21 protein-coding genes are annotated in these 22,152 nt (G+C 67.5%); 20 read left to right on the forward strand and 1 reads right to left on the reverse strand.

From position 1 onward, the window contains the following. The first annotated feature begins 75 nt into the window (after positions 1-75). The 16 genes from ACQKLX_RS28595 (at position 76) to ACQKLX_RS28670 (ending at position 17,379) form a co-directional block, all read left to right on the forward strand. Positions 76-1,215 carry an ABC transporter substrate-binding protein gene (locus tag ACQKLX_RS28595; RefSeq protein ID WP_427364945.1) on the forward strand — a complete coding sequence of 380 codons (1,140 nt, stop codon included), beginning with the start codon at positions 76-78 and terminating at the stop codon, positions 1,213-1,215. Then, the gene (locus ACQKLX_RS28600) at positions 1,212-1,958 is read left to right on the forward strand and encodes an ABC transporter ATP-binding protein (protein ID WP_427364946.1); all 747 of its coding nucleotides are present in this window, start codon (positions 1,212-1,214) and stop codon (positions 1,956-1,958) included. Before ACQKLX_RS28595 ends, ACQKLX_RS28600 begins: the two co-directional genes overlap by 4 nt. Beyond that, complete coding sequence (locus tag ACQKLX_RS28605) at positions 1,927-2,892, forward strand: branched-chain amino acid ABC transporter permease (protein ID WP_427364947.1); 966 nt, start codon at positions 1,927-1,929, stop codon at positions 2,890-2,892. Before ACQKLX_RS28600 ends, ACQKLX_RS28605 begins: the two co-directional genes overlap by 32 nt. Beyond that, positions 2,889-3,692, forward strand: coding sequence for an ABC transporter ATP-binding protein (locus tag ACQKLX_RS28610; RefSeq protein WP_427364948.1), 804 nt, complete (start codon positions 2,889-2,891; stop codon positions 3,690-3,692). The genes ACQKLX_RS28605 and ACQKLX_RS28610 overlap by 4 nt, the downstream gene beginning before the upstream one ends. After that, positions 3,685-4,563 carry a branched-chain amino acid ABC transporter permease gene (locus ACQKLX_RS28615; RefSeq protein ID WP_427364949.1) on the forward strand — a complete coding sequence of 293 codons (879 nt, stop codon included), beginning with the start codon at positions 3,685-3,687 and terminating at the stop codon, positions 4,561-4,563. Before ACQKLX_RS28610 ends, ACQKLX_RS28615 begins: the two co-directional genes overlap by 8 nt. A gap of 29 nt (positions 4,564-4,592) precedes the next feature. After that, positions 4,593-4,925, forward strand: coding sequence for a cupin domain-containing protein (locus ACQKLX_RS28620; RefSeq protein WP_427364950.1), 333 nt, complete (start codon positions 4,593-4,595; stop codon positions 4,923-4,925). A 288-nt stretch (positions 4,926-5,213) separates the two neighbouring features. After that, positions 5,214-5,546 carry a DUF4387 domain-containing protein gene (locus tag ACQKLX_RS28625; protein WP_427364951.1) on the forward strand — a complete coding sequence of 111 codons (333 nt, stop codon included), beginning with the start codon at positions 5,214-5,216 and terminating at the stop codon, positions 5,544-5,546. 597 nt (positions 5,547-6,143) lie between these two features. Further along, positions 6,144-7,055, forward strand: a complete 912-nt coding sequence (locus tag ACQKLX_RS28630) for a substrate-binding domain-containing protein (protein WP_427364965.1) — start codon at positions 6,144-6,146, stop codon at positions 7,053-7,055. Between the two features lie 65 nt (positions 7,056-7,120). Next, the gene (locus tag ACQKLX_RS28635; RefSeq protein WP_427364952.1) at positions 7,121-8,635 is read left to right on the forward strand and encodes a sugar ABC transporter ATP-binding protein; all 1,515 of its coding nucleotides are present in this window, start codon (positions 7,121-7,123) and stop codon (positions 8,633-8,635) included. A gap of 83 nt (positions 8,636-8,718) precedes the next feature. Further along, positions 8,719-9,702 carry an ABC transporter permease gene (locus ACQKLX_RS28640; RefSeq protein WP_427364966.1) on the forward strand — a complete coding sequence of 328 codons (984 nt, stop codon included), beginning with the start codon at positions 8,719-8,721 and terminating at the stop codon, positions 9,700-9,702. Between the two features lie 11 nt (positions 9,703-9,713). Beyond that, positions 9,714-10,697, forward strand: coding sequence for a sugar-binding transcriptional regulator (locus ACQKLX_RS28645; RefSeq protein WP_427364953.1), 984 nt, complete (start codon positions 9,714-9,716; stop codon positions 10,695-10,697). Continuing rightward, positions 10,687-11,679 carry an aldo/keto reductase gene (locus ACQKLX_RS28650; RefSeq protein WP_427364954.1) on the forward strand — a complete coding sequence of 331 codons (993 nt, stop codon included), beginning with the start codon at positions 10,687-10,689 and terminating at the stop codon, positions 11,677-11,679. Before ACQKLX_RS28645 ends, ACQKLX_RS28650 begins: the two co-directional genes overlap by 11 nt. Positions 11,680-11,698: 19 nt before the next feature. Then, on the forward strand, positions 11,699-13,489 hold the full coding sequence (locus ACQKLX_RS28655; RefSeq protein WP_427364955.1) for a glycerol-3-phosphate dehydrogenase/oxidase: 1,791 nt from the start codon (positions 11,699-11,701) through the stop codon (positions 13,487-13,489). Then, positions 13,431-14,276 (forward strand): class I fructose-bisphosphate aldolase, encoded by an 846-nt coding sequence (locus ACQKLX_RS28660; RefSeq protein ID WP_427364956.1) that lies wholly within the window; start codon positions 13,431-13,433, stop codon positions 14,274-14,276. Before ACQKLX_RS28655 ends, ACQKLX_RS28660 begins: the two co-directional genes overlap by 59 nt. Beyond that, the gene (locus ACQKLX_RS28665) at positions 14,273-15,772 is read left to right on the forward strand and encodes an FGGY-family carbohydrate kinase (protein WP_427364957.1); all 1,500 of its coding nucleotides are present in this window, start codon (positions 14,273-14,275) and stop codon (positions 15,770-15,772) included. The genes ACQKLX_RS28660 and ACQKLX_RS28665 overlap by 4 nt, the downstream gene beginning before the upstream one ends. Continuing rightward, the gene (locus tag ACQKLX_RS28670) at positions 15,769-17,379 is read left to right on the forward strand and encodes a GMC family oxidoreductase (protein ID WP_427364958.1); all 1,611 of its coding nucleotides are present in this window, start codon (positions 15,769-15,771) and stop codon (positions 17,377-17,379) included. The genes ACQKLX_RS28665 and ACQKLX_RS28670 overlap by 4 nt, the downstream gene beginning before the upstream one ends. Before the next feature lie 7 nt (positions 17,380-17,386). Here ACQKLX_RS28670 and ACQKLX_RS28675 read toward each other — a convergent pair whose 3' ends face one another. Further along, entirely contained in the window at positions 17,387-18,394 is a 1,008-nt protein-coding gene (locus ACQKLX_RS28675) for a substrate-binding domain-containing protein (protein ID WP_427364959.1), read from the reverse strand. A 158-nt stretch (positions 18,395-18,552) separates the two neighbouring features. Here ACQKLX_RS28675 and ACQKLX_RS28680 point away from each other — a divergent pair, with 158 nt between their 5' ends. Genes ACQKLX_RS28680 through ACQKLX_RS28695 form a run of 4 tightly spaced genes read left to right on the forward strand, consistent with a single transcriptional unit; the run spans position 18,553 to position 22,033 of the window. Beyond that, positions 18,553-19,329 (forward strand): ABC transporter permease, encoded by a 777-nt coding sequence (locus ACQKLX_RS28680; RefSeq protein WP_427364960.1) that lies wholly within the window; start codon positions 18,553-18,555, stop codon positions 19,327-19,329. A gap of 5 nt (positions 19,330-19,334) precedes the next feature. Next, a complete protein-coding gene (locus ACQKLX_RS28685; protein WP_427364962.1) occupies positions 19,335-20,123 on the forward strand; it encodes an ABC transporter permease in 789 nt (262 codons plus the stop codon). A gap of 6 nt (positions 20,124-20,129) precedes the next feature. Continuing rightward, positions 20,130-20,927: an ABC transporter ATP-binding protein gene (locus ACQKLX_RS28690; protein WP_427364963.1), complete on the forward strand. Its 798-nt coding sequence runs from the start codon at positions 20,130-20,132 to the stop codon at positions 20,925-20,927. 56 nt (positions 20,928-20,983) lie between these two features. Further along, positions 20,984-22,033 carry an ABC transporter substrate-binding protein gene (locus ACQKLX_RS28695; RefSeq protein ID WP_427364964.1) on the forward strand — a complete coding sequence of 350 codons (1,050 nt, stop codon included), beginning with the start codon at positions 20,984-20,986 and terminating at the stop codon, positions 22,031-22,033. Positions 22,034-22,152: the final 119 nt, after the last annotated feature.

Raw genomic sequence — 22,152 nt, forward strand, 5'->3', positions numbered from 1 at the left:
CTGAAAGCCAAGAAGAAGGCGGGGCCTCGCAGCGGGGCCACCAGCCGGGAACGAGCGAAACGGGGAGGACGGATGATGAAGCAGACCTTTTTGGCGGCAGGTCTTGCCGCGAGCCTCGCACTGGCCGGCGCGCTGCCTGCCGGTGCCCAGGAACCCTACAAGATCGGCGTCTCCGCCGGCCTGACCGGCTATGCCGCAACCGTCGACCGCGCCTGGCGCGACGGCGTCGAGCTCGCCGCCGCCGCGCTCAACGCCAAGGGCGGCGTGATGGGCCGCAAGATCCAGGTCGTCGTCGAGGACAACCGCTCGGAGCCCCAGGAGGCGGTGACCGTCTACCGGAAGATGCTGAGCTCGGACAAGGTCGACGTCTTCGTCAGCGGCTGCGTCTCGGCCGGCAATTTCGCGGCGGCGGGCCTGCTGCTGCGCGCCAAGGTGCCGATGATGCTGTGCTCGATCCTGCCGACGCAGGCCGAGCATCTGGTCTGGGCCTTCAGCACGCTGCCGCCGGCCGGCTTCGAGGTCGACAAGCGCCTGGAATATCTCAAGGAGAAGACGCAAATCCGCAAGATCGCGGTGCTGCACGACCCGACACCCTACGCCAACCTCCAGAAGAGCGTGGCCGAGCGCAACGCCGCCAAATTCGGCCTCGAGGTTGTCTCGGTCGACCAGTACAAGCAGGACGACGCCGATCTCAGCGTCCAGATCAGCAAGGCGCGCTCGGCCGGCGCCGGCGCCATCCTGAAGATCGGGCTCGGCGGAACGACCCTCACCGCCGCCAAGAACATCAAGCAGCTCGGCGCCGACATGCTGCTGCTGACCAGCCTCGAGGATCTCGCGGTATTCGGCCCGGTCGCCGAGGTGTTGGGCGACAAGTTCTTCTTCGTCGCCTCGCCCTCGCAGGTCTACGAGGCGCTGCCCGAAGGCGCGCTCAAGGCCGGCATCAAGAGCTTCCTCGATCCCTGGCGCGAGAAGTTTAGGGATCGCGACCCGAACTGGGCCTCGCGCGGCTGGGACGGCGTCATGCTGACAGCCGCCGCGATCGAGAAGGCGAAGTCGTTCGAGGGCGAGAAGGTCCGCGCCGCCTATGAGGAGCTCAGCGGCTTCCAGGGCACGACCGGCATCTACAATTTCCGGCCGGACCTGCATCAGGGCATCACCGAGAACCCGTTCGTGCTCGCCACGATCGAAGGCGGCAAGGTCAAGGTGGTGCAATGAGCCTCGCCGCCGCGGCCAAGACCCAGGCGGGCACTGCGCCACCGATCCTGGCCGCGACCGCCCTCTCGTCGCGCTACGGCCACATCCATGCACTGCACGGGGTCGACCTGCGCATCGGCGAGGGCGAGCTCGTCGCCGTGCTCGGCCCCAACGGGGCCGGCAAGTCGACGCTGCTGCGCGCGATCATGGGGCTCTCGGCCAATGGTGGCGAGGTCCGCTTCCGTGGCGAAATACTGCCGCGGAACGATGCGGTCGCAGTCGCGGCGCGCGGCATCGTGCTGGTGCCGGAGGGGCGCGGCCTGTTCGCCCCGATGAGCGTCGCCGACAATCTCGAACTCGGCGCCTATCGCCTGCGCGACAAGGCCGAATTCGCCCGCCGCCGCGAGCGCGTCCTGACGCTGTTCCCACGCCTGAAGGAACGGCTCGGCCAGGCCGCCGGCTCGATGTCGGGCGGCGAGCAGCAGATGCTCGCGCTTGGCCGCGCGCTGATGGCCGGGCCGAAGCTCCTGCTGCTGGACGAGCCCTCGCTCGGCCTCGCGCCGCGCGTCACCGGGGAGATCCTGGAGACGCTCGGCCTCCTGAACCGCGAAGGCCTGTCGATCGTGCTGGTCGAGCAGAAGGCGCCACTGGCGCTCGAGCTCGCCGCCCGCGTCTACCTGCTTTCGCTCGGGCGCATCGTCGCCGAACTCGATCCTGGTGACATCACCTCCCATGACGATCTCGCCCAGCATTACTTCGCCTGAACGGCGCCCGATCAGGCTGGTCGGCCTGCTGCCCTGGCTCTTCGCCGCGGTCGTGATCGGCTATGCCATGGTCGTCGGCGGCTACCCGGCAACCGTCGTCTCCTTCGCGCTGATCTATGCGGTCTTCGTCACCGGCCTGAACCTGTTCATGGGCTTCGCCGCCCAGGTCTCCTTCGGCCAGAACGCCTTCGCCGCGATCGGCGGCTATCTCTCGGCCGTGCTGACCGCCAGCCATGGCTGGGCTCCCGTGCCCGCGATGCTGCTGGGCATCGCCGCCGCCGTGCTGGTCGCCGCGATCGTCGGTTTCCCGACGCTCAGGCTGAAAGGCCACTACCTCGCCATGGGCACGCTCGCCATCGGCCTGATCACCTATGAGATCACGGTCGAATGGCAGTCGGTCACTCAGGGCTATATGGGCATCTCCGGTATCCCGCCCTTCGGCATCGGCCCCTATGAGGTCACCTCCGATCGCGGCCAGCTGATCCTGCTGTCGCTGGTGGTCGCGGCCTGCGCCTTCGCCGCCGCCCGTATCCGCCGCTCGCGCTTCGGGCGGGCGCTCTCGGCGGTCGCGGGCAGCGAGGAAGCGGCAACGGCGCTCGGCATCGAGGTCGCCCGCTACAAGCTCCTCGCCTTCCTGCTCTCGGCGGGCTTCGCGGCACTCGCCGGCTCGCTCTTCGTCCATGTCGTCGGCTTCGTCAGCCCCGAGGTCTTCGGGCTGCATATGGTCATCGTCACCTTCACCATGCTCTATGTCGGCGGCATCGGCACGGTGGCCGGCCCGCTGGTCGGCGCGCTCATCGTCAGCTTGCTGCCCGAGACCTTCCGCGCCTTCAAGGACTATCAGGACCTGGCCTATGGCGCGGTGCTGATCGTGCTGCTGATCTATGCCCCGCGCGGGCTCGCCAGCCTGTTTTCCCCGCGAGGCCGCTCATGACCCGGCTCAGGCTGGAAGGCGTGACGCGCCGCTTCGGCGGGCTCGTCGCGGTCGACGACGTCTCCTTCGACGTGCCCTCCGAGGGCGTCACCGCCGTGATCGGCCCCAACGGCGCCGGCAAGACCACGCTGTTCAACCTGATCTCCGGCTTCCTGCCGCCAAGCGCCGGACGGATCACCTTCGAGGGCAAGGACATCACCGGCCGTCCACCGGCCGAGATCGCCGCCGGCGGGCTGGTCAGGACCTTCCAGCTCGTCAAGCTGTTCGAGGATCTGAGCGTGCTCGACAACGTCAAGGTAGGCTGTCACCTGCGCGGCAAGGCCGGGCTGTTCGCCGCGCTGCTGCGGCCGGCGTCCGCGCGCCGCGAGGAACAGGCGGTAGAGGTACGCTCGCGCGAGCTCCTCGCCTTCGCCGGGCTGGCGGCGATGGCGGACGAGCCCGCCTCGGCGCTTCCCTATGGCCGCCAGCGCATGCTGGAGCTGGCGCGCGCCATGGCCGCCGGCCCGCGGCTGATCCTGCTCGACGAGCCGGCCGCCGGCCTGAACACCGAGGAATCGGCGGCATTGTCGCGGATCATTCGCCGCATCGCCGAGGACGGCACCAGCGTGCTGCTGATCGAGCACGACATGACGCTGGTGATGAACACTGCCGACCGCGTCGTCGTGGTCGATTTCGGCCGCAAGATCGCGCAAGGCACCCCGGCGCAGGTCCGCGCCGACCCGGCCGTGATCGCGGCCTATCTGGGTACCGGCAAATCGCCCGCGAAAGAGCCAGCCGCGCAGGAGATGCCGCATGGCTGACTTGTCCTATATCCCCCAAGTCCTGGTCAGCGGGCTCGGCATCGGCTGCGTCTACGGGCTGATCGGCATCGGCTTCTGCGTGATCTACAACGCCAGCGGCATCGTGAACTTCGCCCAAGGCGCCTTCGTGATGCTGGGTGGCATGATCACCCATGTGCTGTTCGCACGGCACGGCGTGCCCTTGCCTTTGGCGGCGCTGGTCGCAATCGCTGCGGTGGCAATACTCGGCGTCGCGATCGAGCGCGTCGTCGTCAGGCCGCTCTGGAATCGCAAGGCGACGATGTTCGTCATGATCCTGGCGACGCTCGCCGCCCAGATCGTCGTCGAGCGGCTGACCCTGATCGCCGTCGGCGACCAGCCCAAGACCCTGCCCGTCTTCACCGACCGGCCGCCGCTGATGATCGGCCCGGTCGCGATCGGCTACCAGCTGATCTGGATCATCGGCGGCTCGCTCGCGATCGTCGCCGCGCTCGCCGCCTTCTTCGGGCTGACCCGGACCGGCAAGGCGATGCGCGCCTGCTCGATCAACCGCGAGGCGGCGGCGCTGCAGGGCATCCCGGTTTCGCGCATGCTGGCGCTGGCCTTCGCGCTGAGTGCCGCGCTGGGCGCGATCGCCGGCATCCTGATCACCCCGACGCAGTACACCGCCTTCAATGTCGGCGTTCCCTTCGCGATCAGCGGCTTCATCGCCGCGATCGTCGGCGGCTTCGGGCGACCCTTCGGCGCCTTCCTCGGCGGCCTGCTGCTCGGCCTGCTGCAGGCGCTCGCCATCGTCGGCTTCGGCGCCGGGCTGAAGAACGTCGCGGCGCTGTCGGTGCTGCTGCTGTTCCTGTTCATCCGGCCGTCGGGAATCCTCGGCGCCGCCAAATGACCACCGAAGCGACAACCGGAGCCGCCGCCATGGATATTCACAAGATCGACTGGAGTGGGATCCCGTGGACGCCGGTTCGCCCCGGCGTGGATCGCAAGGCGTTCTCCGGCTCGGCCGCGACGCTGGCGCTGCACCGGCTGATGCCGGGGCACGAGCCCAAGCCGCACAGCCACCCCCATGAGCAGATCGCCTATATCGTCAGCGGCACGATCCGCTTCTTCATCGGAGGCGAGGAACATCTGATCGGCCCCGGAGGCCTCGTCGTGATCCCCTCCAATGTCGAGCATTGGGGCGAGGTGGTCGGCGACGAGCCGGTGATCAATCTCGATGTCTTCACCCCGCGCCGGCCCGAATACGCCTGACGGAGACGGCGGCCCCTGGAAATGGAAGCTCTGACCGCTATCGTGATGGTGAGTCCGGAGCATGCGTCGGATCGCGCTGCCGCGGAGAAGCCGGTGATCGTCGCGGCGCGATATCCCAGGCCGGAGCCTTGCGAGCGCCGGAACGCCGACGAAAACGTTCGTCACTCGCCAGGCTTGCCTCCGACGCTGTTTCGCGGCCGGGATCGCGAACATCTCAGGTATCGTTCCACCTGATGAAGGTGGATTCGCCGACCGAGCTCTTTCCCCTCGAGCTGGAGGACCTGTGAGATGATTGCCCGTCCGCTCCGCGAGATCGCCGACATCGTCCGCAGCAAGAACGCCGGTCCCTACCGCATCACTTTCGATATCCTGTGCAGGGAAAAGGCGAATTACGAGCTCATCCGGGATTCGGGCGCAATCACGCCCGCGACCATCGCCAGGGCCTACGGCCTCTCGGTTACGGATATTTCGTCATTCTTCGAGGTCGACCTGGCGAATGCGATCAAGGTCACCATCAAGCGTCCGCGCGCGCAAGGCGCCTCGGGCGAAGGCGACATGTATGGCTGCCAGCAGCACGTACCGCTGATGAACATGCTCGTCCCGGTGCCGCAAGGGCGGTGATCGCTGGATCATGAACTTGAAGCGGCTCGGCGCTGCCGACGGGCGAGGATGCAGCCGCCGCCACCTGCCGCAGCACGTATTCTCCCTTGGCTCGCATCGAGCCGGCCCGCGGCCCGGCTGCCGTCAGCGACGAATGCCGCGCAGTGCCAGCACGCCACCCTCAGGCCTGAAGCCATACGATCGCGCCGGCGACCGCTTCGGCTTGCGGCGCGATGACGACATCGCAGCCCTAAGCGCCTGAAGCGTTCAGTCGCTGCTGATCTCCATAGCAAAGGGTTGCGCAGCGCATTGCGTCGAGCCGCTGCTCAAGATCGTGCGCCTGCGCCATGAGCAAGGACCACTTGACGCGGCAAGCGGCGCCCCCTATCCCTATCAGAAATAGATACCAGTATATGAAATAAATTTCAAGCTGGTTATTGCGGCGCCGGAGATCGGTCCGGCATCGAGCTCTGGAGGGGAAACATGCGCATCAAGGAATTGGCTCGTAATCTGACGTTGACGGTTGCCACGGGCCTCGGCCTGTCGCTGGCTCTAGGGCATGGCGCAGCAGCGCAGACCCCGGCGCAGTTCCGCTGCAAGGAGGGCGAGACCTACTACATGAACGTGATGGTCTCGGGCGTGGAATACTGGTTCCCGGTCTACGAGATGTTCAAGCAGGCGGCGCAGTCGCTCGGCTGCAAGACCGCCTATACCGGCACGCCGGAATACGACGTCACCAAGCAGATCGCGAGCTTCGACCAGATCCTGGCGAAGAAGCCGGCCGGCATCCTGGTCCATCCGATGAACTCGGACCCGTTCATCGAGCCGATCAACCGGGCGACCGCCTCGGGTGTTCCGGTCGTGACCTTCGCGGCGGACTCGCCCAACAGCAAGCGCGTCTCCTACGTCACCTCCGACAACGACCGCGAAGGCTCCTATGCCGCCGATGTGATCGCCAAGGCGATGGGCGGCAAGGGCGAGTACGGCATTCTGGAGAACCCCGGCCAGGACAATCACGACCGGCGCGTCGCCGCCTTCATCAAGCGGATGGGCGAGAAGCATCCGGGCATCAAGCTGGTCGCCCGCGCGCCGTCCAACCAGGACCCGACCAAGGCCTACAACGCCGCGCTGAGCATGGCGCAGGCCAACCCCAATCTCGGCGCGCTGTTCATGCCGGAGGCCAACTCCGCCCTCGGCGCGGCACAGGCGGCGCAGGAGCTCGGCGGCAAGATCAAGGTCATGAACGCCGACGTGAACGGCAAGATCCTCGACATGATCAAGAGCGGCCAGGTCTTCGGCGCGATCAACCCGAACCAGGGCATGCAGGGCTATATGGGCTTCATGCTGCTGTTCATGGCGGCTCATCCCGAGCTGATCGACCCGATGAACGACTACAAGCGCTCGGGCTTCAACCCGATGGGCGTTCCCTTCGTCGACAACGGCTTTGCCGTCGTCACCAAGGACAATGCCGACGATTTCTATTGGGACGCCTATCTGAAGCGTCGTGGCACCAAGGGCATCAAGGAATAAGCTCGAGCCCCTCCCGGCGGAGCGTGGTTTCGCTCCGCCGACCCTCTCTCGCGACAAGCCGTGCCATGACGTCCCTCGCTCTCGAAGTCCGCAATGTCAGCAAGAGCTTCGGCCCTGTGTGTGCGCTCGATGGCGTCAGCTTCAGCCTGCGCAAGGGCGAGGTGCACGCGCTGATGGGCGAGAACGGCGCCGGCAAATCGACGCTGATGAACATCATCGACGGCATCTTGAGGCCCGATGGTGGCGAGATCCTGGTCGATGGCCGCCCCGTCGAGATCGCCTCGCCGCAGAAGGCGCATGAGCTCGGCATCGGGCTGGTGCATCAGGAGATCGCGCTCTGCCCGGACATCTCCGTCGCCGAGAACATCTCGATGGCGGCGACCAACAGCCGGCGCGCCTGGCTGATGGATTATCGCGAATTGCGCGACCGCGCCGGCCGGATACTGGCTTCGCTCGCCGAGATCGATCCGCAGGCGCTGGTCGGGGAGTTGTCGATCTCCGAGCAGCAGATCGTCGAGATCGCCAAGGCGCTGGCCCTCGACTGCTCGATCCTGATCCTGGACGAGCCCACCGCCGCGCTGACCGAGCGCGAGGCCGGCAAGCTCTTCGGGATCATCGCGCAGCTCAAGGCGCGCGGCATCAGCATCATCTATATCAGCCACCGCATGGCCGAGGTCTTCGCGCATTGCGACCGGATCAGCGTGCTGCGCGACGGTCGCTATATCTGCACCGAGGAGGTCGCGACCACCACGCAGGAGGAGATCGTCCGGCGTATGGTCGGCCGGCATCTCGGCGACATCTATCCGGCGAAAAATCCGGCCAGCGTCACGGCGCCCGTGCTGATGTCGGTCAGCGAGCTGCAGGATGGCGATCGCGTCCGTGATGTCTCCTTCGATCTGCGCCGCGGCGAGGTTCTCGGCATCGCCGGGTTGATCGGCGCCGGCCGCACCGAGATCGCGCTCGGCCTCTGCGGACTGAACCGCCTCACCGCCGGCAGGGTCGAGTTCGAGGGCCGCGAGGTGACGCCACGCAGTTATGCCGAGAGCATCGCCAACGGCATCGTCTACCTCTCCGAGGACCGCAAGGGCGCTGGCGTCTTCGTCGATCTGCCGATCGCGGTGAACGTCTCGGCACTGGCCATCGACCGCGTCGCAAGCGCCGGCTTCGTCAGCCGCGCCAAGGAACAGGCGCAAGCGAAAAACCTCGCCGACCAGCTGCGCCTGAAGCGCGGTTCGCTCGATGATGCCGCCTCGACCCTGTCCGGCGGCAACCAGCAGAAGGTCGCGCTCGCCAAGCTGCTCTCGGTCTGTCCGAAGGCGATCATCCTGGACGAACCGACGCGCGGCGTCGACATCGGCGCCAAGGCCGAGATCCATCGCATCCTGCGCGAGCTCGCGAGCGGTGGAACCGGCATCGTCACGATCTCGTCGGAGCTGCCGGAGCTGATCGGCCTGTGCGACCGCGTCCTCGTCGTGCACGAGGGCCGCATCGCCGGCGAGGTTTCCGGCGACGATCTCAACGAAGAAGCGATCATGCGGCTCGCCTCCGGGCTTGCGATCGAAGGGCAAGAAGCGAGATGAGCGTGGCCAGCGGATTGGACGAAGAGCTACGCCCGGCCGTGGCGCGGGAAGCAGCCAGCAGCGGCTGGCGCAGCATCGCCAGCATGCGCGAATTCGGCCTGGTGCTGATCATCCTGGCGCTCTGCGTCGCAATGAGCTTCGCCTCGCCCTATTTCCTGAGCTGGGGCAATTTCCGGGCGATGCTGATGTCCTTCTCGATCGAGGGCATCGTCGTGGTCGGCATGACCGTGCTCTTGATCGTCGGCGCGATCGACCTTTCGGTCGGCTCGGTCGTCTGCTTTGCCATGGTCGTCGCCGGCACGGCCTTCCTCGCCGGCATCGATCCCTGGACGGCGAGCCTCGCCGGCATCGTCGCCAGCGCCCTCATCGGCGTCGCGATGGCCTCGTTCGTCACGGCCATCGGCCTGCATTCCTTCATCGTTTCGCTCGCCTTCATGGTGATCGTGCGCGGCCTCTGCCTCGCGATCACCGACGGCAGGCCGCTGTCGCTGTTCTCCCTGCCGCCGAGCTTCAAGTTCATCGGCCAGGGCACGGTGCCGCTCGACCTGCGCTTCCTCGGCTTCCCCCAGGTCTACGATGTCCCGGTCGTGATCCTGATCTTCCTCGCCGTGGTCGTGGTCTTCGACCTGCTGCTGCGCAAGGCGACGGTGTTCCGCAAGGTGTTCTACACCGGCAGCAACGAGAAGGCGGCGCAGTATTCCGGCATTCGCACCAACCGGGTGAAGTTCTTCTGCATCGTGCTGTGCTCGGGCCTCTCCGGCGTCGCCGGCGTGCTCTACATGGCGCGCTTCGGCGCGGCGCCGCCAACCTTCGGCGTCGGTATGGAGCTCAACATCATCGCCGCGGCGGTGATCGGCGGCGCCAGCCTCAAGGGCGGCTCCGGCACGATCCTCGGCGCGATCCTCGGCATCGCCCTGCTCTCGGTGGTCTCGAGCTCGCTGACCCTGCTCGATGTCCCGCCGGTCTGGCAGGACGTGATCCGCGGCGTGATTCTGCTCGCCGCCGTCACGATCGACCACCTCCTCCACACCCGCAAGCGCGCCCGCGGCGCGGCGCGCACCGGTTGAACGGCTTCGTCATGGCGTCCCATTCCAACGACGATTTCGAGCGGCTGCGGAAGATTCACCGCGTGCTGGTGATGCATTACGTCGAAGGCCTGAGCCAGGCCGAGATCGCCAAGCGCACCGGCCTCTCGCACCCGACGGTCAACCGGCTGGTCAAGGAAGGCCACGAGCGCGGCTATGTGCAGATCTCGGTGCGCTCGCCCCTGCAATCGCTGTTCGCGCTCGAGGAACAGCTTGCGGCGGCTGGGGCGCTGACGGAAGCGATCGTCACGCCGACCGTCTCGGACCAGGAAGAGGTCAACCTGACCACAGTGGGCCGGGCCGCGGCCGAATTCCTGCTGTCGAACCTTCGGGATGGCGACACGATCTGCGTTTCCGGCGGGCGCGGCGTCGATGCGGTGATCCAGGCGCTGGCGCCGAACCGGGCCTATGACGTCACCGTCGTGCCGGCGACCGGCGGTATCCAGGGCGAATACTTCACCGATGTGAACCATCTGGCGGCGCAGCTCGCCCACAAGCTCCAGGGCAAGGCCTTCCAGATCCATGCGCCGGTCTTCGCCGCCTCGCGCGAAGAGCGCGACGTGCTGCTCTCGCTGCAGTCGGTGCGCGAGGTTCTGGCCCGTGCCCGCGACGCGGCGATCGCGGTCACCGGCATCGGCTCGGTCCTGGCTGACCGCTCGACCTATCTCAGCCTGCGCACGATGGTGCCCGGCACCGAGAGCGAGCTGGCGCGGCTGGGTGCCGCCGGCGAGCTCGTCGCGCATCTGCTCGATCGCCGCGGCCGGCTCTGCGACTACCCGCTGAACGAGCGCGTGATCGGTCTTACGCTCGACGAGCTCAAGGCGATCCCGCTGGCGATCGGCGTCTGCGCTGGGGCTCGCAAGGCGGCGCCTGCCGCCAGCGCCCTGCGCGGCGACTTCCTCGACGTGCTGGCGACCGATGAGGCCACCGGCAACGCGATCATCGATGTCCTGAAGGATGATACCCATGGCAACTGACCAGCAACTGCGCCCGATGGGCAAAAGCGCGGTGAGCGCGAGCGCCATCGGCCTCGGCACCTGGGCGATGGGCGGCTGGATGTGGGGCGGCACCGACGAGTCCAAGGCGGTCGAGGCGATCCGCGCCTCGCTCGATGCCGGCGTCAGCCTGATCGACACCGCGCCGGCCTATGGCCTCGGCAAATCGGAGGAGATCGTCGGCGAGGCGATCGCCGGTCGCCGCTCGGAGGTGGTGCTGGCGACGAAATGCGGCCTCGTCTGGCATACCGACAAGGGCAACCACTTCTTCGACGAGCACGGGCAGCGCGTCCATCGCCATCTCGGCCGCGACTCGATCCTGCACGAGGTCGAGCAGAGCCTGCGCCGGCTGCGCACCGACTATATCGACCTCTACATCACCCATTGGCAGGACCCGACGACGCCGGTCGCCGAGACCATGGCCACGCTGCTGGAGCTGAAGCGGCAGGGCACGATCCGGGCGATCGGGGTGAGCAATGTCAGCCCCGAGGAGCTGAAGGCCTATCTCGCCATCGGTCCGGTCGACGCCATCCAGGAGCGCTACAACATGCTCGATCGCGAGATCGAGACGACGCTGCTGCCGATTTGCCGGACGCATGATGTCGCGACGCTGAGCTATTCCTCGCTGGCGCTCGGCCTGCTCTCCGGCAAGATCGGGCCGGACCGCGTCTTCTCCGGCGACGACCTGCGCAAGGACGACCCGCGCTTTGCGCCCGAGAGCCTGAAGCGCATCGCTGCCTTCCTTGCCGAGGTCGCCCCGATCGCGGCAGCTCATGATGCGGCGCCCGCCCAGCTGGTAATCGCCTGGACCATCGCCCAGCCCGGCATCACCTACGCACTCTGCGGCGCCCGCGACCGGGCGCAGGCCGTCGAGAATGCCGGCGCCGGCAGGATCGCGTTGTCCGCCGCCGAGCTGCGGCGCATCGACGAAGCGATCGCGCGGCACCTTGCCAAGGCAGCCTGAGAAGCATCCAGAGACGATCATGGCCCAGGATCGTGCAGAGCGGATCGACGCCTTGCGTCGCAAGGGGCGTGCCCAGGTGCTCGTCGTCGGCGGCGGCATCAACGGTATCAGCACCTTCCGCGAGCTTGCGCTCAACGGCGTCGATGTCGTGCTGGTCGAGCGCGGCGACTTCATGAGCGGGGCGAGCTCGGCCCCCTCGCGCATGATCCATGGCGGCCTGCGCTATATGGAGAATGGCGAGTTTGCGCTGGTCAGGGAGTCTCTGCGCGAGCGCAATCTGCTGCTGGCCAACGCGCCGCATCTCGTCAGCCCGCTGCCGACGCTGATCCCGGTGGTCGACCGCTTCTCCGGCGTGGTCAGCGCCGCGCGTCGCTTTCTCGGCGGCAAGGAGACGGCCGGCGCCCGCGGCGCTCTGATCATCAAGCTCGGGCTCTGCCTCTACGATCTCTATGCCGGGCGCGGCAGCTCCGTGCCGCGTCACAGCTTCTTCGGCAGTCGCGAGACGCGGCGGCGCTGGCCGGCGCTGCGTTCCGACATCGTCGGCAGCGCGCTCTACTACGATGCCAGGATCAGTCATCCCGAGCGGCTCGGCATCGAGCTCATCCTCGACAGCGAGCAGGCCTCGCCCCAGGCGCTGGCGCTCAACCATCTCGGCCTCGTCCGGTTGGAGCCAAATGGCGCCGTGCTCGAAGACAGCCTGACCGGCGAGCGCGTCACGCTCGATGCCGAGATCATCGTCAACGCGACCGGCGCCTGGATCGACCAGACCAATCAGGAACTTGCAGGGAAGGCGCCGCGCCTGATCGGCGGCACCAAGGGCTCGCATCTCGTCATCTCCAACCAGCGCCTTTACGAGGCGATCGGCGAGACGATGATCTACTTCGCCAATCGCGAGGGCCGCGTCTGCATCCTGTTCCGGCATCTCGGCCAGGTGCTGGCAGGCTCGACCGACATCAGCGTCGAGACGCCGGACGGAGTTCGCTGCGAGCCGGACGAGGCCGCCTACATCCTGGCCTCGATCGCCGAGGTCTTCCCAGACATTCCCATCGCGCCGGACGAGCTGATCTATCGCTTCTCGGGCGTGCGGCCCCTGCCGCGCAGCGATCGCAGCCTGAACGCCAGCATCTCGCGCGACCATAGCTGCGAATGGCTCGATCAAGAGGCCGGCGCGGCGCGGCCGGTGCTCAATCTGGTCGGCGGCAAATGGACGACCTTCCGCGCCTTCGGCGCCGCTGCCGCGGACATGCTCCTCGCCAGGCTGGGTTTCCCGCGCCGAATGGCGACCGAGCACAGCGCTATCGGTGGTGGCCGCGACTATCCGGCAAACGCGCATCGGCAGGCCTGGGTCGAGCGCATCGCCAAAACGGCGGGCCTCTCTCCGGAGACGGCGGAGCGCCTGCTGGCGCGCTACGGCACGCGAGCAGCTGAGTACGCACGCGCGCTGTCCGGAGGCGGCGACGAGGCCCTCCGGTCGCTGCCGGCCTATGGCCATCGCGAGATCGCCTGGATCATCGACCGGGAGTGCCCGGAGACGCTGGCCGACCTCGTCCTGCGCCGCCTGACCATCGCCTTCACCGGCGAGCTCTCGCACGCCGCGGTGATCGAGCTGTCGAAGGTGATGGCGGCCGCCCGCGATTGGGACGAGCGCCGGCGCGTCGCGGAATGCGCCGCCCTCCTTGCCGAACTCAACAATAACCACGGTGTCGACGAAGCCATGCTTCGCCGGCGCGCTACCGATCAAGGGAACAGTGATGTACGATTCGAAGAAGGTCCGCATGAACAGGCTGTTCCACAACGGCAGGTGTCTTGACGTCGCGATCGATCACGGCGTCTGCAACGAGCCCTCCTTCCTCGACGGTCTGGAGGATATGGGCCGGATCGTCGACGTGCTGGCTGCGGCCGGTCCCGACGCGATCCAGATGAATTACGGCCAGGCCGATCTGCTGCAGGCGCGGCCTGGCAAGGACAAGCCGGCGCTGGTCATGCGCATCGACATGGGCAACCCCTACAACGCGCTGCGTCATCGCGAGATGTGGGCGGTGCTGCAGAACGCGCATGATCCGGTGGTGCCGGCGCTGAAGCTCGACGCCGCCTGCGTGGTGGTCAACCTGTTCATGCTGCCCGACGAGCCGGCGCTGTTCCGGCAATGCGTCGAGAACATCGCCCGCGTCCGCCAGGACTGCGAGCGCTACGGCATGCCGCTGATGATCGAGCCCCTGGTGATGCAGCCGAACAGCGGCCGCGGCGGCTATCTCGTCGATGGCGACGCCCAGAAGATCGTCACGCTGGTGCGCCTCGCCCGCGAGATGGGCGCCGACATCATCAAGGCCGATCCGACCAGCGATCCCGCCGAGTTCGGCCGCGTCGTCGAGGCGGCGCGCTGCCCGGTTCTGGTGCGCGGCGGCGGCAAGGCCGATCTGCGCCAGGTCTTCGCCAATTCCTGCGCGCTGATGCAGCAGGGCGCGCACGGCATGGTCTATGGCCGCAACATCTATCAGCATGCCTCGCCGAGCCGCGTGGTCCGGGCGCTGATGGCGATGATCCATGACGGCGCCGACGACGAGGCCGCCTGGCGGATCTATGAGGAGCGCGGATGAGCGAGCTGCTTCTTGGTCTCGATGCCGGCAACACCGTCGTCAAGGCCGTGCTGTTCGATCGCAGCGGCAAGGTCGTCGGCAAGGCGGCGCAGGGCGGCCATTCGAGCAAGCCGGAGCCCGGCCATGTCGAGCGCGAGATTGGCGAGCTCTGGGGCAATGCCGGCGAAGTGATCGCCGCCTGTCTGCGCGATGCCGGCGCCGAAGGCCGCGACATCGCCGCGGTCGGCACAGCCGGTCATGGCAACGGCCTCTATTTGCTCGACAAGCAGGCGCAACCTCTCCTCGGCATCCAGTCGCTCGATACGCGCGCCGCCGGATTGGCGGCGGAGTGGCGAGCCGACGGTACCGCCGCGACGCTCTATCCGCTCTGCCTGCAGAAGCCGTGGCCGTCGCAGACCGCGACGCTGCTCGCCTGGATCAAGCGCAACCGGCCGGAGATCTATGAGCGGGCCGGGACCGCCTTCCTGTGCAAGGACGCGCTGACCTTCATGCTCACCGGCAGGCGCGTGAGCGACTATTCCGATATGAGCGGCTGCGGGCTGATGCGCCTGCCGCAGCGTGACTGCGGTGCCGAGCTGCTCGCGGCCTATGGCCTCGCCGATGCCCGAACGCTGCTGCCGCCGCTCGTGCAATCCGACGCCGTCGCCGGACACGTGACGGAAGAGGCCGCACGGCGTACGAGCCTCGCTATCGGCACGCCGGTCGCGGCCGGCTTCTTCGACATCATCGCCAGCTCCGTCGGCGCCGGCGCAGCTCAGCCTGGGCAAGCCGCGATCGTGGTGGGGACCTGGGGCATCAACCAGATCATCCTCGACCGGCCCGTTGTCGATGAGCGCATCTTCCATGCCTGCACATGGCGGCCGGACCGCTATGTCGCGGTCGAATCCAGCGCGACCTCGGCGGTCAATCTCGAATGGTTCGTGCACGAGATCCTGGGCGATCACGGCGAGGGCGCTTTCGCGCGCTGCAGCGAGCTCGTCGCCTCGGTGACACCGAGCGCCGACAGCCCGCTCTTCCATCCCTTCCTCTACGGCTCCGGGTCTGAGCCGACGGCGCGCGCCTCCTTCCTCGGCCTCGCCGGTTGGCATGGCCGCGCCGAGATGCTGCATGCGCTCTACGAAGGCGTCGTCTTCGAGCATCGCCGCCATATCGATCGCCTGCGCGTTGCGGGAGTGAGTTTCGACCGGGCCGTGCTGTCAGGGGGCGGGTCGCGCAGCACCGCCTGGTGCCAGATGTTCGCCGACGGTATCGGCGTGCCGGTCACGATCGCCGAGTGCGAGGAGACCGGCGCGCTCGGCGCTGCCATCGCCGCGGGTGTTGCTGCTGGACTGTTCGCCGATATCGAGGCCGGCGTCGCCAAGATGGTCAGGCCCAGGCGCAGCTTCGTGCCGAACCGCCCAGACGGGAGGTTGAGCGATGCGCGCTACCGGCTCTATGACGATCTTGCTACGACCTTGGCAGCGCAATGGCAGCGTTACCGATCGGAGGTCGCGTGAGCGTCCGTCGCCATCTCGGCTCCTGGGATTACGTCATCGTCGGCGCCGGCTCGGCGGGCTGCGTGCTCGCCAACCGCCTCAGCGCCGATCCCGCCAAGCGCGTGCTGCTGCTCGAGGCCGGTGGCTCCGACAACTATCACTGGATCCACATCCCGGTCGGCTACCTCTACTGCATGGGCAATCCGCGGACCGATTGGGGCTACAGCACAGTAGCGGAAAAGGGCCTCAACGGCCGCTCCCTCGCCTATCCGCGCGGCAAGGTGCTTGGCGGCTGCTCCTCGATCAACGGCATGATCTACATGCGCGGCCAGGCCGCCGACTATGATGGCTGGCGCCAGCTCGGCAATCCCGGCTGGGGCTGGGACGAGGTCCTGCCGCTGTTCCGCAAATCCGAGCGGCATCACAGCCTGGCCGGGGCATTCCATGGCCAGGATGGCGAGCTGCATGTCGAGCGCCAGCGCCTGTCCTGGCCGATCCTCGACGCGGTGCGCGAGGCCGCCGAGGAGATCGGCGTCCCGAAGATCGACGACTTCAACGCCGGCGACAATTTCGGCTCGGCCTATTTCGAGGTGAACCAGAAGGCCGGCTTCCGCTTCAACGCGGTGCGCGCCTTCCTCAGCCCGGTGCGCAAGCGCAGCAATCTGACCGTGCTGACGCAGGCGCAGGCCGAGCGCATCCTGTTTTCCGGCAAGCGCGCGACCGGGCTCGAACTGCGCCTTAACGGCGAGCCCGTCCAGGTCGACGCCGCCGGCGAATTGATCCTGTCGGCCGGAGCGATCGGAACGCCGCAATTGCTCCAGCTCTCCGGCGTAGGTCCCGGTGCGCTGCTGTCGCAGCACGGCATCGCCGTCGAGCATGAGCTGCCCGGCGTTGGCGAAAACCTGCAGGACCATCTCCAGATCCGTACCGTCTTCAGAATCACCGGCGCGAGGACGTTGAACGAGCGGCAGGCGAGCCTGCTCGGCAAGGCGGGCATTGCGCTCGAATATGCGCTGCGCCGTTCCGGACCGATGGCGATGGCGCCGAGCCAGCTCGGCATTTTCATGCGCTCGGACGAGCGTTTCGCCACGCCGAACATCGAATTCCATGTCCAGCCGCTCTCGCTGGAGCGCTTCGGCCAGCCACTCGACGCCTTCCCCGCGATCACGGTCTCGGTCTGCAATCTCCGGCCGGATTCGCGCGGCCATGTCCGCATTACCTCGAACGACCCGCTGGCCCATCCCAGCATCGCGCCGAACTATCTCTCGGCCGAGAGCGATCGCGAGGTCGCAGCCGCCTCGATCGCGGCCGCACGCCGCTTGATGGCGACGCAGCGGATGCAGGCATTCCGACCGGAGGAACTCAAGCCCGGTATCGCGATCCAGGAGCCGGCAGAACTGGCGCGGGCGGCGGGCGACATCGCGACGACGATCTTCCACCCCGTCGGAACAGCGAAGATGGGCACCGATTCCATGGCTGTCGTCGATCCGCAACTGCGCGTGCACGGCCTCGAGGCCCTGCGCATCGCCGATGCCTCGATCATGCCGACAATCGTCTCGGGCAACACCCATGCACCCGCCGTGATGATCGCCGAGAAGGCGGCGCAATTCATCGCAGCGGCCGCATAGGCCCCTCTCAGGCGAGGCGAGCCGTCGAGCGTCGCACCACCAGTTCGATCGGCAGCATCGTCGTCGCAGCCGGCCGGCCGGCGACGAGCGCCATCAGCGTCTCCGCCGCCAGCATCCCGATCCGGCCGATCGGCAGATGGACGGTGGTCAGCGAAGGCGAGACATGGGCCGACATGTCGAGGCCGTCGATCCCGACCACAGAGAGGCCGGAAGGGACCGATATCCCGCGCGCATGCGCCTCCTCCATGCAGCCGATGGCGAGGAGATCGATGCCGCCGATCAGCGCCGTCGGCGGATCGTCGAGCTCGAGCAGCGCAGCGCAGCCGGTGCGCCCGCCGGCGAGGGTGACCGCCTGCTCGGAATGGAGCTGGTCGGGAAGGCCGAGGCCGGCTTCGGCTAGGGCCGCTCGCGCCCCGGCCAGTCTCGCCCGCTGGCGGTCGTTGAAGCGTAGCTGGCCGGTGACCATGCCGATCCGGCGATGGCCGAGACTGATCAGATGCTCGGCGGCAAGGCGCCCGGCGAGTACATTGTCGATCGTCACCGCGGTGAAATTGCCGTCATCGCACCAGGTCAGGACGATCGGGACGCGGGCCTCCTTCAGCATTGCGACGGTCTCGGGCGACCGCTCGGCGCCGACCAGCATCAGCCCATCGACACCACGTCCGAGCAGCGAGCGCACGGCCTGGGCTTCGGCTGCGGCATGTCCCTCATGGGAAGCGACGAGGAGCAGGAAGCCCTCCTGCGCCAGCGTCGACTGCATCGCCTGCAGCGCCCGGGCGAAGATGGCGCTGTCGAGCGTCGGAACGATCGCGCCTATCGTCATCGAGCGCCCCGAGGCCAGGGCACGCGCCGCACCATCCGGCAGATAGCCGAGTCGAAGCGCGCTGGCCCGGACTTTCGCGAGGGTCTCCTCCGAGAGCAGGTGCGGCTGGGCGATCGCGCGCGACACCGTCGCCGGAGACACCCCGGCGTCGCGCGCCACATCGCTCAACTTGATGCGACCGCCCTGTCTCATGCCGCGCCCTGAAAATTCTTTCATAAGAGATATCGCTGTCGCCGCGCGATCTCAAACGAAAAAGCGCATGACCAGCGAGATATTAGCGCTTGACAGGCGGGAGTGTCTTTGAAAGCTTGAATGAAAGCGCTTTCAATAGATGCGCGACGGGAAACGCCATGATTGGACGAAAGGGATTGGCCGGCCTGACCTCCGTGGCCGCAGCCCTATTGCTCTGGTTCGTAGTGACGACGCTGACCGGACTGGTCTCGCCGGGCCGCTTTCCATCGCCGGCGGAGTTCTGGCAGTCGCTGGCCCAGATCGTGACGCGCGGCTATGCCGGGGCGCCGCTGCTCGCCCATGCCGTCCAGAGCCTCAAGCTTGTGCTGTTCGGCTTTGCCGTGGCGGTCGCCACCGGCGTGCCGCTCGGTCTCTGGATGGGCTGGAGCCGGCGGGCCGAGGCGGCGATCAACCCCATCTTCCTGCTGATCCGCCCGATCCCGCCTCTGGCCTGGATCCCGCTCGCCATCCTCTGGCTCGGCCTCGGCGATGCCGCCAAGATCATGGTGATCTGGTTTGCCGCCTTCGTGCCCTCTGTGATCAACGCCTTCGCCGGCGTACGGGCGATCGACCGCCCGATGATAGAGGCGGCGCGCATGCTCGGCACGCCGCGCTGGCGATTGGTTCGGGAAGTCATCGCGCCCGCCGCCTCGCCGATGATCTTCACCGGCCTGCGCCTGTCGCTGCAGGCGTCCTGGACGACATTGGTCGCGGCCGAGCTGGTCGGCGCCCTGCTCGGCATCGGCTTCGTGCTCAACGTCGCCCAGCAGGACATCTACCCCGGCATGATCCTCGTCGGCATGGTCACGGTCGGCCTGCTCGGTTGGGCCACAACCTGGCTGCTCGCCATGGCCGAGCAGCGCGCTCTGGCCTGGAACATGGCGGCGCGGGACTGAAGCCGATGCGCGACACACCTCTCTCCCTTGCAGAACGGATCGGCTGGGGCGCCCTCGGCCTGGCGGTGCTGCTCGGCAGCTGGACGCTGCTGACCGCCTCTGGCCTGGTGCCGCGCCCGTTCCTGCCGAGCCCGGGCGACGTGCTCGGCAGGATGATCGAACTGATGAGTGCGCCCTTTGCCGGCGCGACACTGCCGCAGCACCTCGCCTCCAGCTTCCAGCGCTATGCCTATGGCGTGCTGCTCGCAGCCCTGATCGGCGTGCCGCTCGGCCTGCTGATGGGCTGGTTCCGCTGGCTCGACGACATCGTCACCCCGCTGTTCGACGGGCTGCGCTTCATCGCGCCGATCGCCTGGGTTCCGTTCGCGGCGCTGTGGTTCGGCACCGGCATGGGCGGGCCCGTGCTGATCATCTTCGCCGGCGCCTTCCCGCCCTGCCTGATCAACGCCTACCGCGGCGCGCGCTTCGTCGAGCCCAGGCTGATCGAGGCGGCGCGCATGCTCGGCACCGGCAATCTGCGCACCATCCTGGAGATCCTGCTGCCGGCGGCGACGCCGTCGATCGTCGCCGGCCTGCGTGTCGCCGCCGGCCTGGGCTGGCAGTCGCTGGTCGGCGCGGAGCTGATCGTCGCCGCAGCCGGCGTCGGATTCATGATGGTGCAGGCGCAGGCCAACGTGGCGACCCCGACGGTGATGGCCGGCATGGTCGCCATCGGCATCGTCGGCATGCTGATCGATGTCGCCCTGCGCCAGGGCGAGGCATGGCTGCGCCGCCGGCGTGGCCTGGAGGCTTGAGGCAAGATGGGTTCGATCCGCTTCGACAAGGTCGACAAGGTCTTCGGTCCGCGGACCGGCGGCGTGAAGGCGCTCGATTCCATCGATCTGGAGATCGCCGAGAAGGAGTTCGTCGCGATCGTCGGTCCCTCGGGCTGCGGCAAGACCACCTGCCTGCGCATGGTCGCCGGCTTCGAGGCGCCGAGCGCCGGCGTGGTCAGCGTCAACGGCAAGCCGGTTACGGCGCCGGGGCCGGATCGCGCCGTCGTCTTCCAGCAGTTCGCGCTGTTCCCGTGGAAGACGGTGCGCGAGAACATCGACCTCGGCCTGCGCAACAAGGGCCTGGCGAAACCCGAACGCGACGAGCGCATCGCCGGAGCGCTCAAGCTGATGAACCTCGAAAGCCATGCCGATGCCTTCCCGCATCAGCTCTCGGGCGGGATGCAGCAGCGCGTCGCCATCGCCCGCGCCTATGTGCTCGATCCCGAGGTCCTGCTGATGGACGAGCCCTTCGGCGCGCTCGACGCTCAGACCCGCGTCGTCATGCAGGAGGAATTGGTGCGCCTCGCACGGGTCAATCCGCGCACGGTGCTGTTCATCACCCATGCCGTCGAGGAAGCGGTCTATCTCGCCGACAGGGTGGCGGTGATGACTCGCCGGCCCGGCCGCATCAAGGAGATCCTCGATATCCGCTCGGTGCGCGAGGCGGAGAACTGGGATCGCCACCAGAAGATCGAGGACGTGATGGACCTCGAATCCTTCGTCCACCTGCGCACCCAGATCTGGAAGTCGCTGCGCGAGGAGAAGGGGCCGCTCGGCGTCTGATCTCGCAGGCCAACGCGGCACGGTCGAGGGCCGGCCGAACAAAAGGGAGAGGAACCATGAAACGGATCATCGCGGGAGTTGGCCTGGCGCTCACATTGGGCCTCGCCGCCCCCAGCGGCGCGCAGGCGCAGACCAAGATCGGCGTCAGCTACCAGCCGTCTCTCTACTGGGCGCTGCCCTGGCACTATGCCACGGTCAAGGGTTGGTGGAAGGAGGTCGGCCTTACGCCTGAATTCTCGACCTTCCCGGCCGGCGCGCCGCAGATCGCCGCCTCTGCGGCGAAGTCCTGGGATGTTGGCGGCACCGGCTCGGTGCCGGCCGTGCTCGGCGCAGTGCGGTTCAACATCCTGACCATCGGCATCACCAACGACGAGTCGAAGGCGAACGCGATGATGGTGCGCGGCGACAAGTTCGACGCGATCAAGGCCGATCCCAAGAGCCTGAAGGGCCAGCGCCTGCTGCTGACCACCAATTCGACCGCCGATTTCGCCGCTCGCAAATGCCTCACGAAATTCGGCCTCGCCTCGAACGACATGCAGTTCGTCAATCTCGGTCAGGCCCAGATCGTCACGGCGATCACCTCCAACAACGGCGATGTCGCCGGCGTCTGGGCTCCGAACACCTATACGCTCGAGGATCGCGCCAACGCGAAGTATCTCTGCTCCGGCGCCGATGCCGGCGCGATCGTCCCCGGCGCGCTGATCGTGCGGGCCGACTTCGCCAAGGAGCGCCCGGAGGACGTCGCCAAATTCCTCGCCGTCTATCTGCGCGGCTGGTCCTGGGCCAAGGCGAACATGGCCGAGGCGCAAAAGCTCGCGCTCGACTTCTACAAGCAGGGCGGGCTCGAGGCGACGGCGAAGGCGATGGAACAGGAATTCGCCCTGCGCCCGACCTTTGCCCTCGACGAGCAGCTGAAGCTGATGGCCCGAGGCAGCGGCGCCTCGACCGTCGATGGCTGGTTCTCCGAGATCGGCAAGTTCATGACCGAGGTCGGAACCATCCCGACCAGTCCCGAGGCGAAATCCTATCTGACCGACGACTTCCTCAAGCGGGTCGCCGCCGATCCGAAGCTCAAGGCCTTCGCCACCGAATTCGACAAGAAGTGACATCGCCGCGGGGGGGGGGGGGGGGGGCCCCCCCCCCCCCCCCCCCCCCCCCCCCCCCCCCCCCCCCCCACCCCAAAAAAAAAAAACGCCCAAAACACCCCCTCACAGCCCCAACAGAC

Source organism: Allobosea sp. NPDC003192 (assembly GCF_050275675.1).
In the GTDB taxonomy this organism is placed as follows: domain Bacteria; phylum Pseudomonadota; class Alphaproteobacteria; order Rhizobiales; family Beijerinckiaceae; genus Allobosea.

Excerpts from the sequence above, each read along its gene's own strand:
- ACQKLX_RS28605 (WP_427364947.1), top strand. The coding sequence starts at position 1,927 with ATGACGATCTCGCCCAGCATTACTTCGCCTGAACGGCGCCCGATCAGG.
- ACQKLX_RS28600 (WP_427364946.1), top strand. The coding sequence starts at position 1,212 with ATGAGCCTCGCCGCCGCGGCCAAGACCCAGGCGGGCACTGCGCCACCG.
- ACQKLX_RS28650 (WP_427364954.1), top strand. The coding sequence starts at position 10,687 with ATGGCAACTGACCAGCAACTGCGCCCGATGGGCAAAAGCGCGGTGAGC.
- ACQKLX_RS28610 (WP_427364948.1), top strand. The coding sequence starts at position 2,889 with ATGACCCGGCTCAGGCTGGAAGGCGTGACGCGCCGCTTCGGCGGGCTC.
- ACQKLX_RS28660 (WP_427364956.1), top strand. The coding sequence starts at position 13,431 with ATGTACGATTCGAAGAAGGTCCGCATGAACAGGCTGTTCCACAACGGC.
- ACQKLX_RS28640 (WP_427364966.1), top strand. The coding sequence starts at position 8,719 with ATGCGCGAATTCGGCCTGGTGCTGATCATCCTGGCGCTCTGCGTCGCA.
- ACQKLX_RS28665 (WP_427364957.1), top strand. The coding sequence starts at position 14,273 with ATGAGCGAGCTGCTTCTTGGTCTCGATGCCGGCAACACCGTCGTCAAG.
- ACQKLX_RS28630 (WP_427364965.1), top strand. The coding sequence starts at position 6,144 with ATGAACGTGATGGTCTCGGGCGTGGAATACTGGTTCCCGGTCTACGAG.
- ACQKLX_RS28685 (WP_427364962.1), top strand. The coding sequence starts at position 19,335 with ATGCGCGACACACCTCTCTCCCTTGCAGAACGGATCGGCTGGGGCGCC.
- ACQKLX_RS28690 (WP_427364963.1), top strand. The coding sequence starts at position 20,130 with ATGGGTTCGATCCGCTTCGACAAGGTCGACAAGGTCTTCGGTCCGCGG.
- ACQKLX_RS28645 (WP_427364953.1), top strand. The coding sequence starts at position 9,714 with ATGGCGTCCCATTCCAACGACGATTTCGAGCGGCTGCGGAAGATTCAC.
- ACQKLX_RS28655 (WP_427364955.1), top strand. The coding sequence starts at position 11,699 with ATGGCCCAGGATCGTGCAGAGCGGATCGACGCCTTGCGTCGCAAGGGG.
- ACQKLX_RS28615 (WP_427364949.1), top strand. The coding sequence starts at position 3,685 with ATGGCTGACTTGTCCTATATCCCCCAAGTCCTGGTCAGCGGGCTCGGC.
- ACQKLX_RS28595 (WP_427364945.1), top strand. The coding sequence starts at position 76 with ATGAAGCAGACCTTTTTGGCGGCAGGTCTTGCCGCGAGCCTCGCACTG.
- ACQKLX_RS28620 (WP_427364950.1), top strand. The coding sequence starts at position 4,593 with ATGGATATTCACAAGATCGACTGGAGTGGGATCCCGTGGACGCCGGTT.
- ACQKLX_RS28675 (WP_427364959.1), bottom strand. The coding sequence starts at position 18,394 with ATGAGACAGGGCGGTCGCATCAAGTTGAGCGATGTGGCGCGCGACGCC.
- ACQKLX_RS28635 (WP_427364952.1), top strand. The coding sequence starts at position 7,121 with ATGACGTCCCTCGCTCTCGAAGTCCGCAATGTCAGCAAGAGCTTCGGC.
- ACQKLX_RS28680 (WP_427364960.1), top strand. The coding sequence starts at position 18,553 with ATGATTGGACGAAAGGGATTGGCCGGCCTGACCTCCGTGGCCGCAGCC.
- ACQKLX_RS28625 (WP_427364951.1), top strand. The coding sequence starts at position 5,214 with ATGATTGCCCGTCCGCTCCGCGAGATCGCCGACATCGTCCGCAGCAAG.
- ACQKLX_RS28695 (WP_427364964.1), top strand. The coding sequence starts at position 20,984 with ATGAAACGGATCATCGCGGGAGTTGGCCTGGCGCTCACATTGGGCCTC.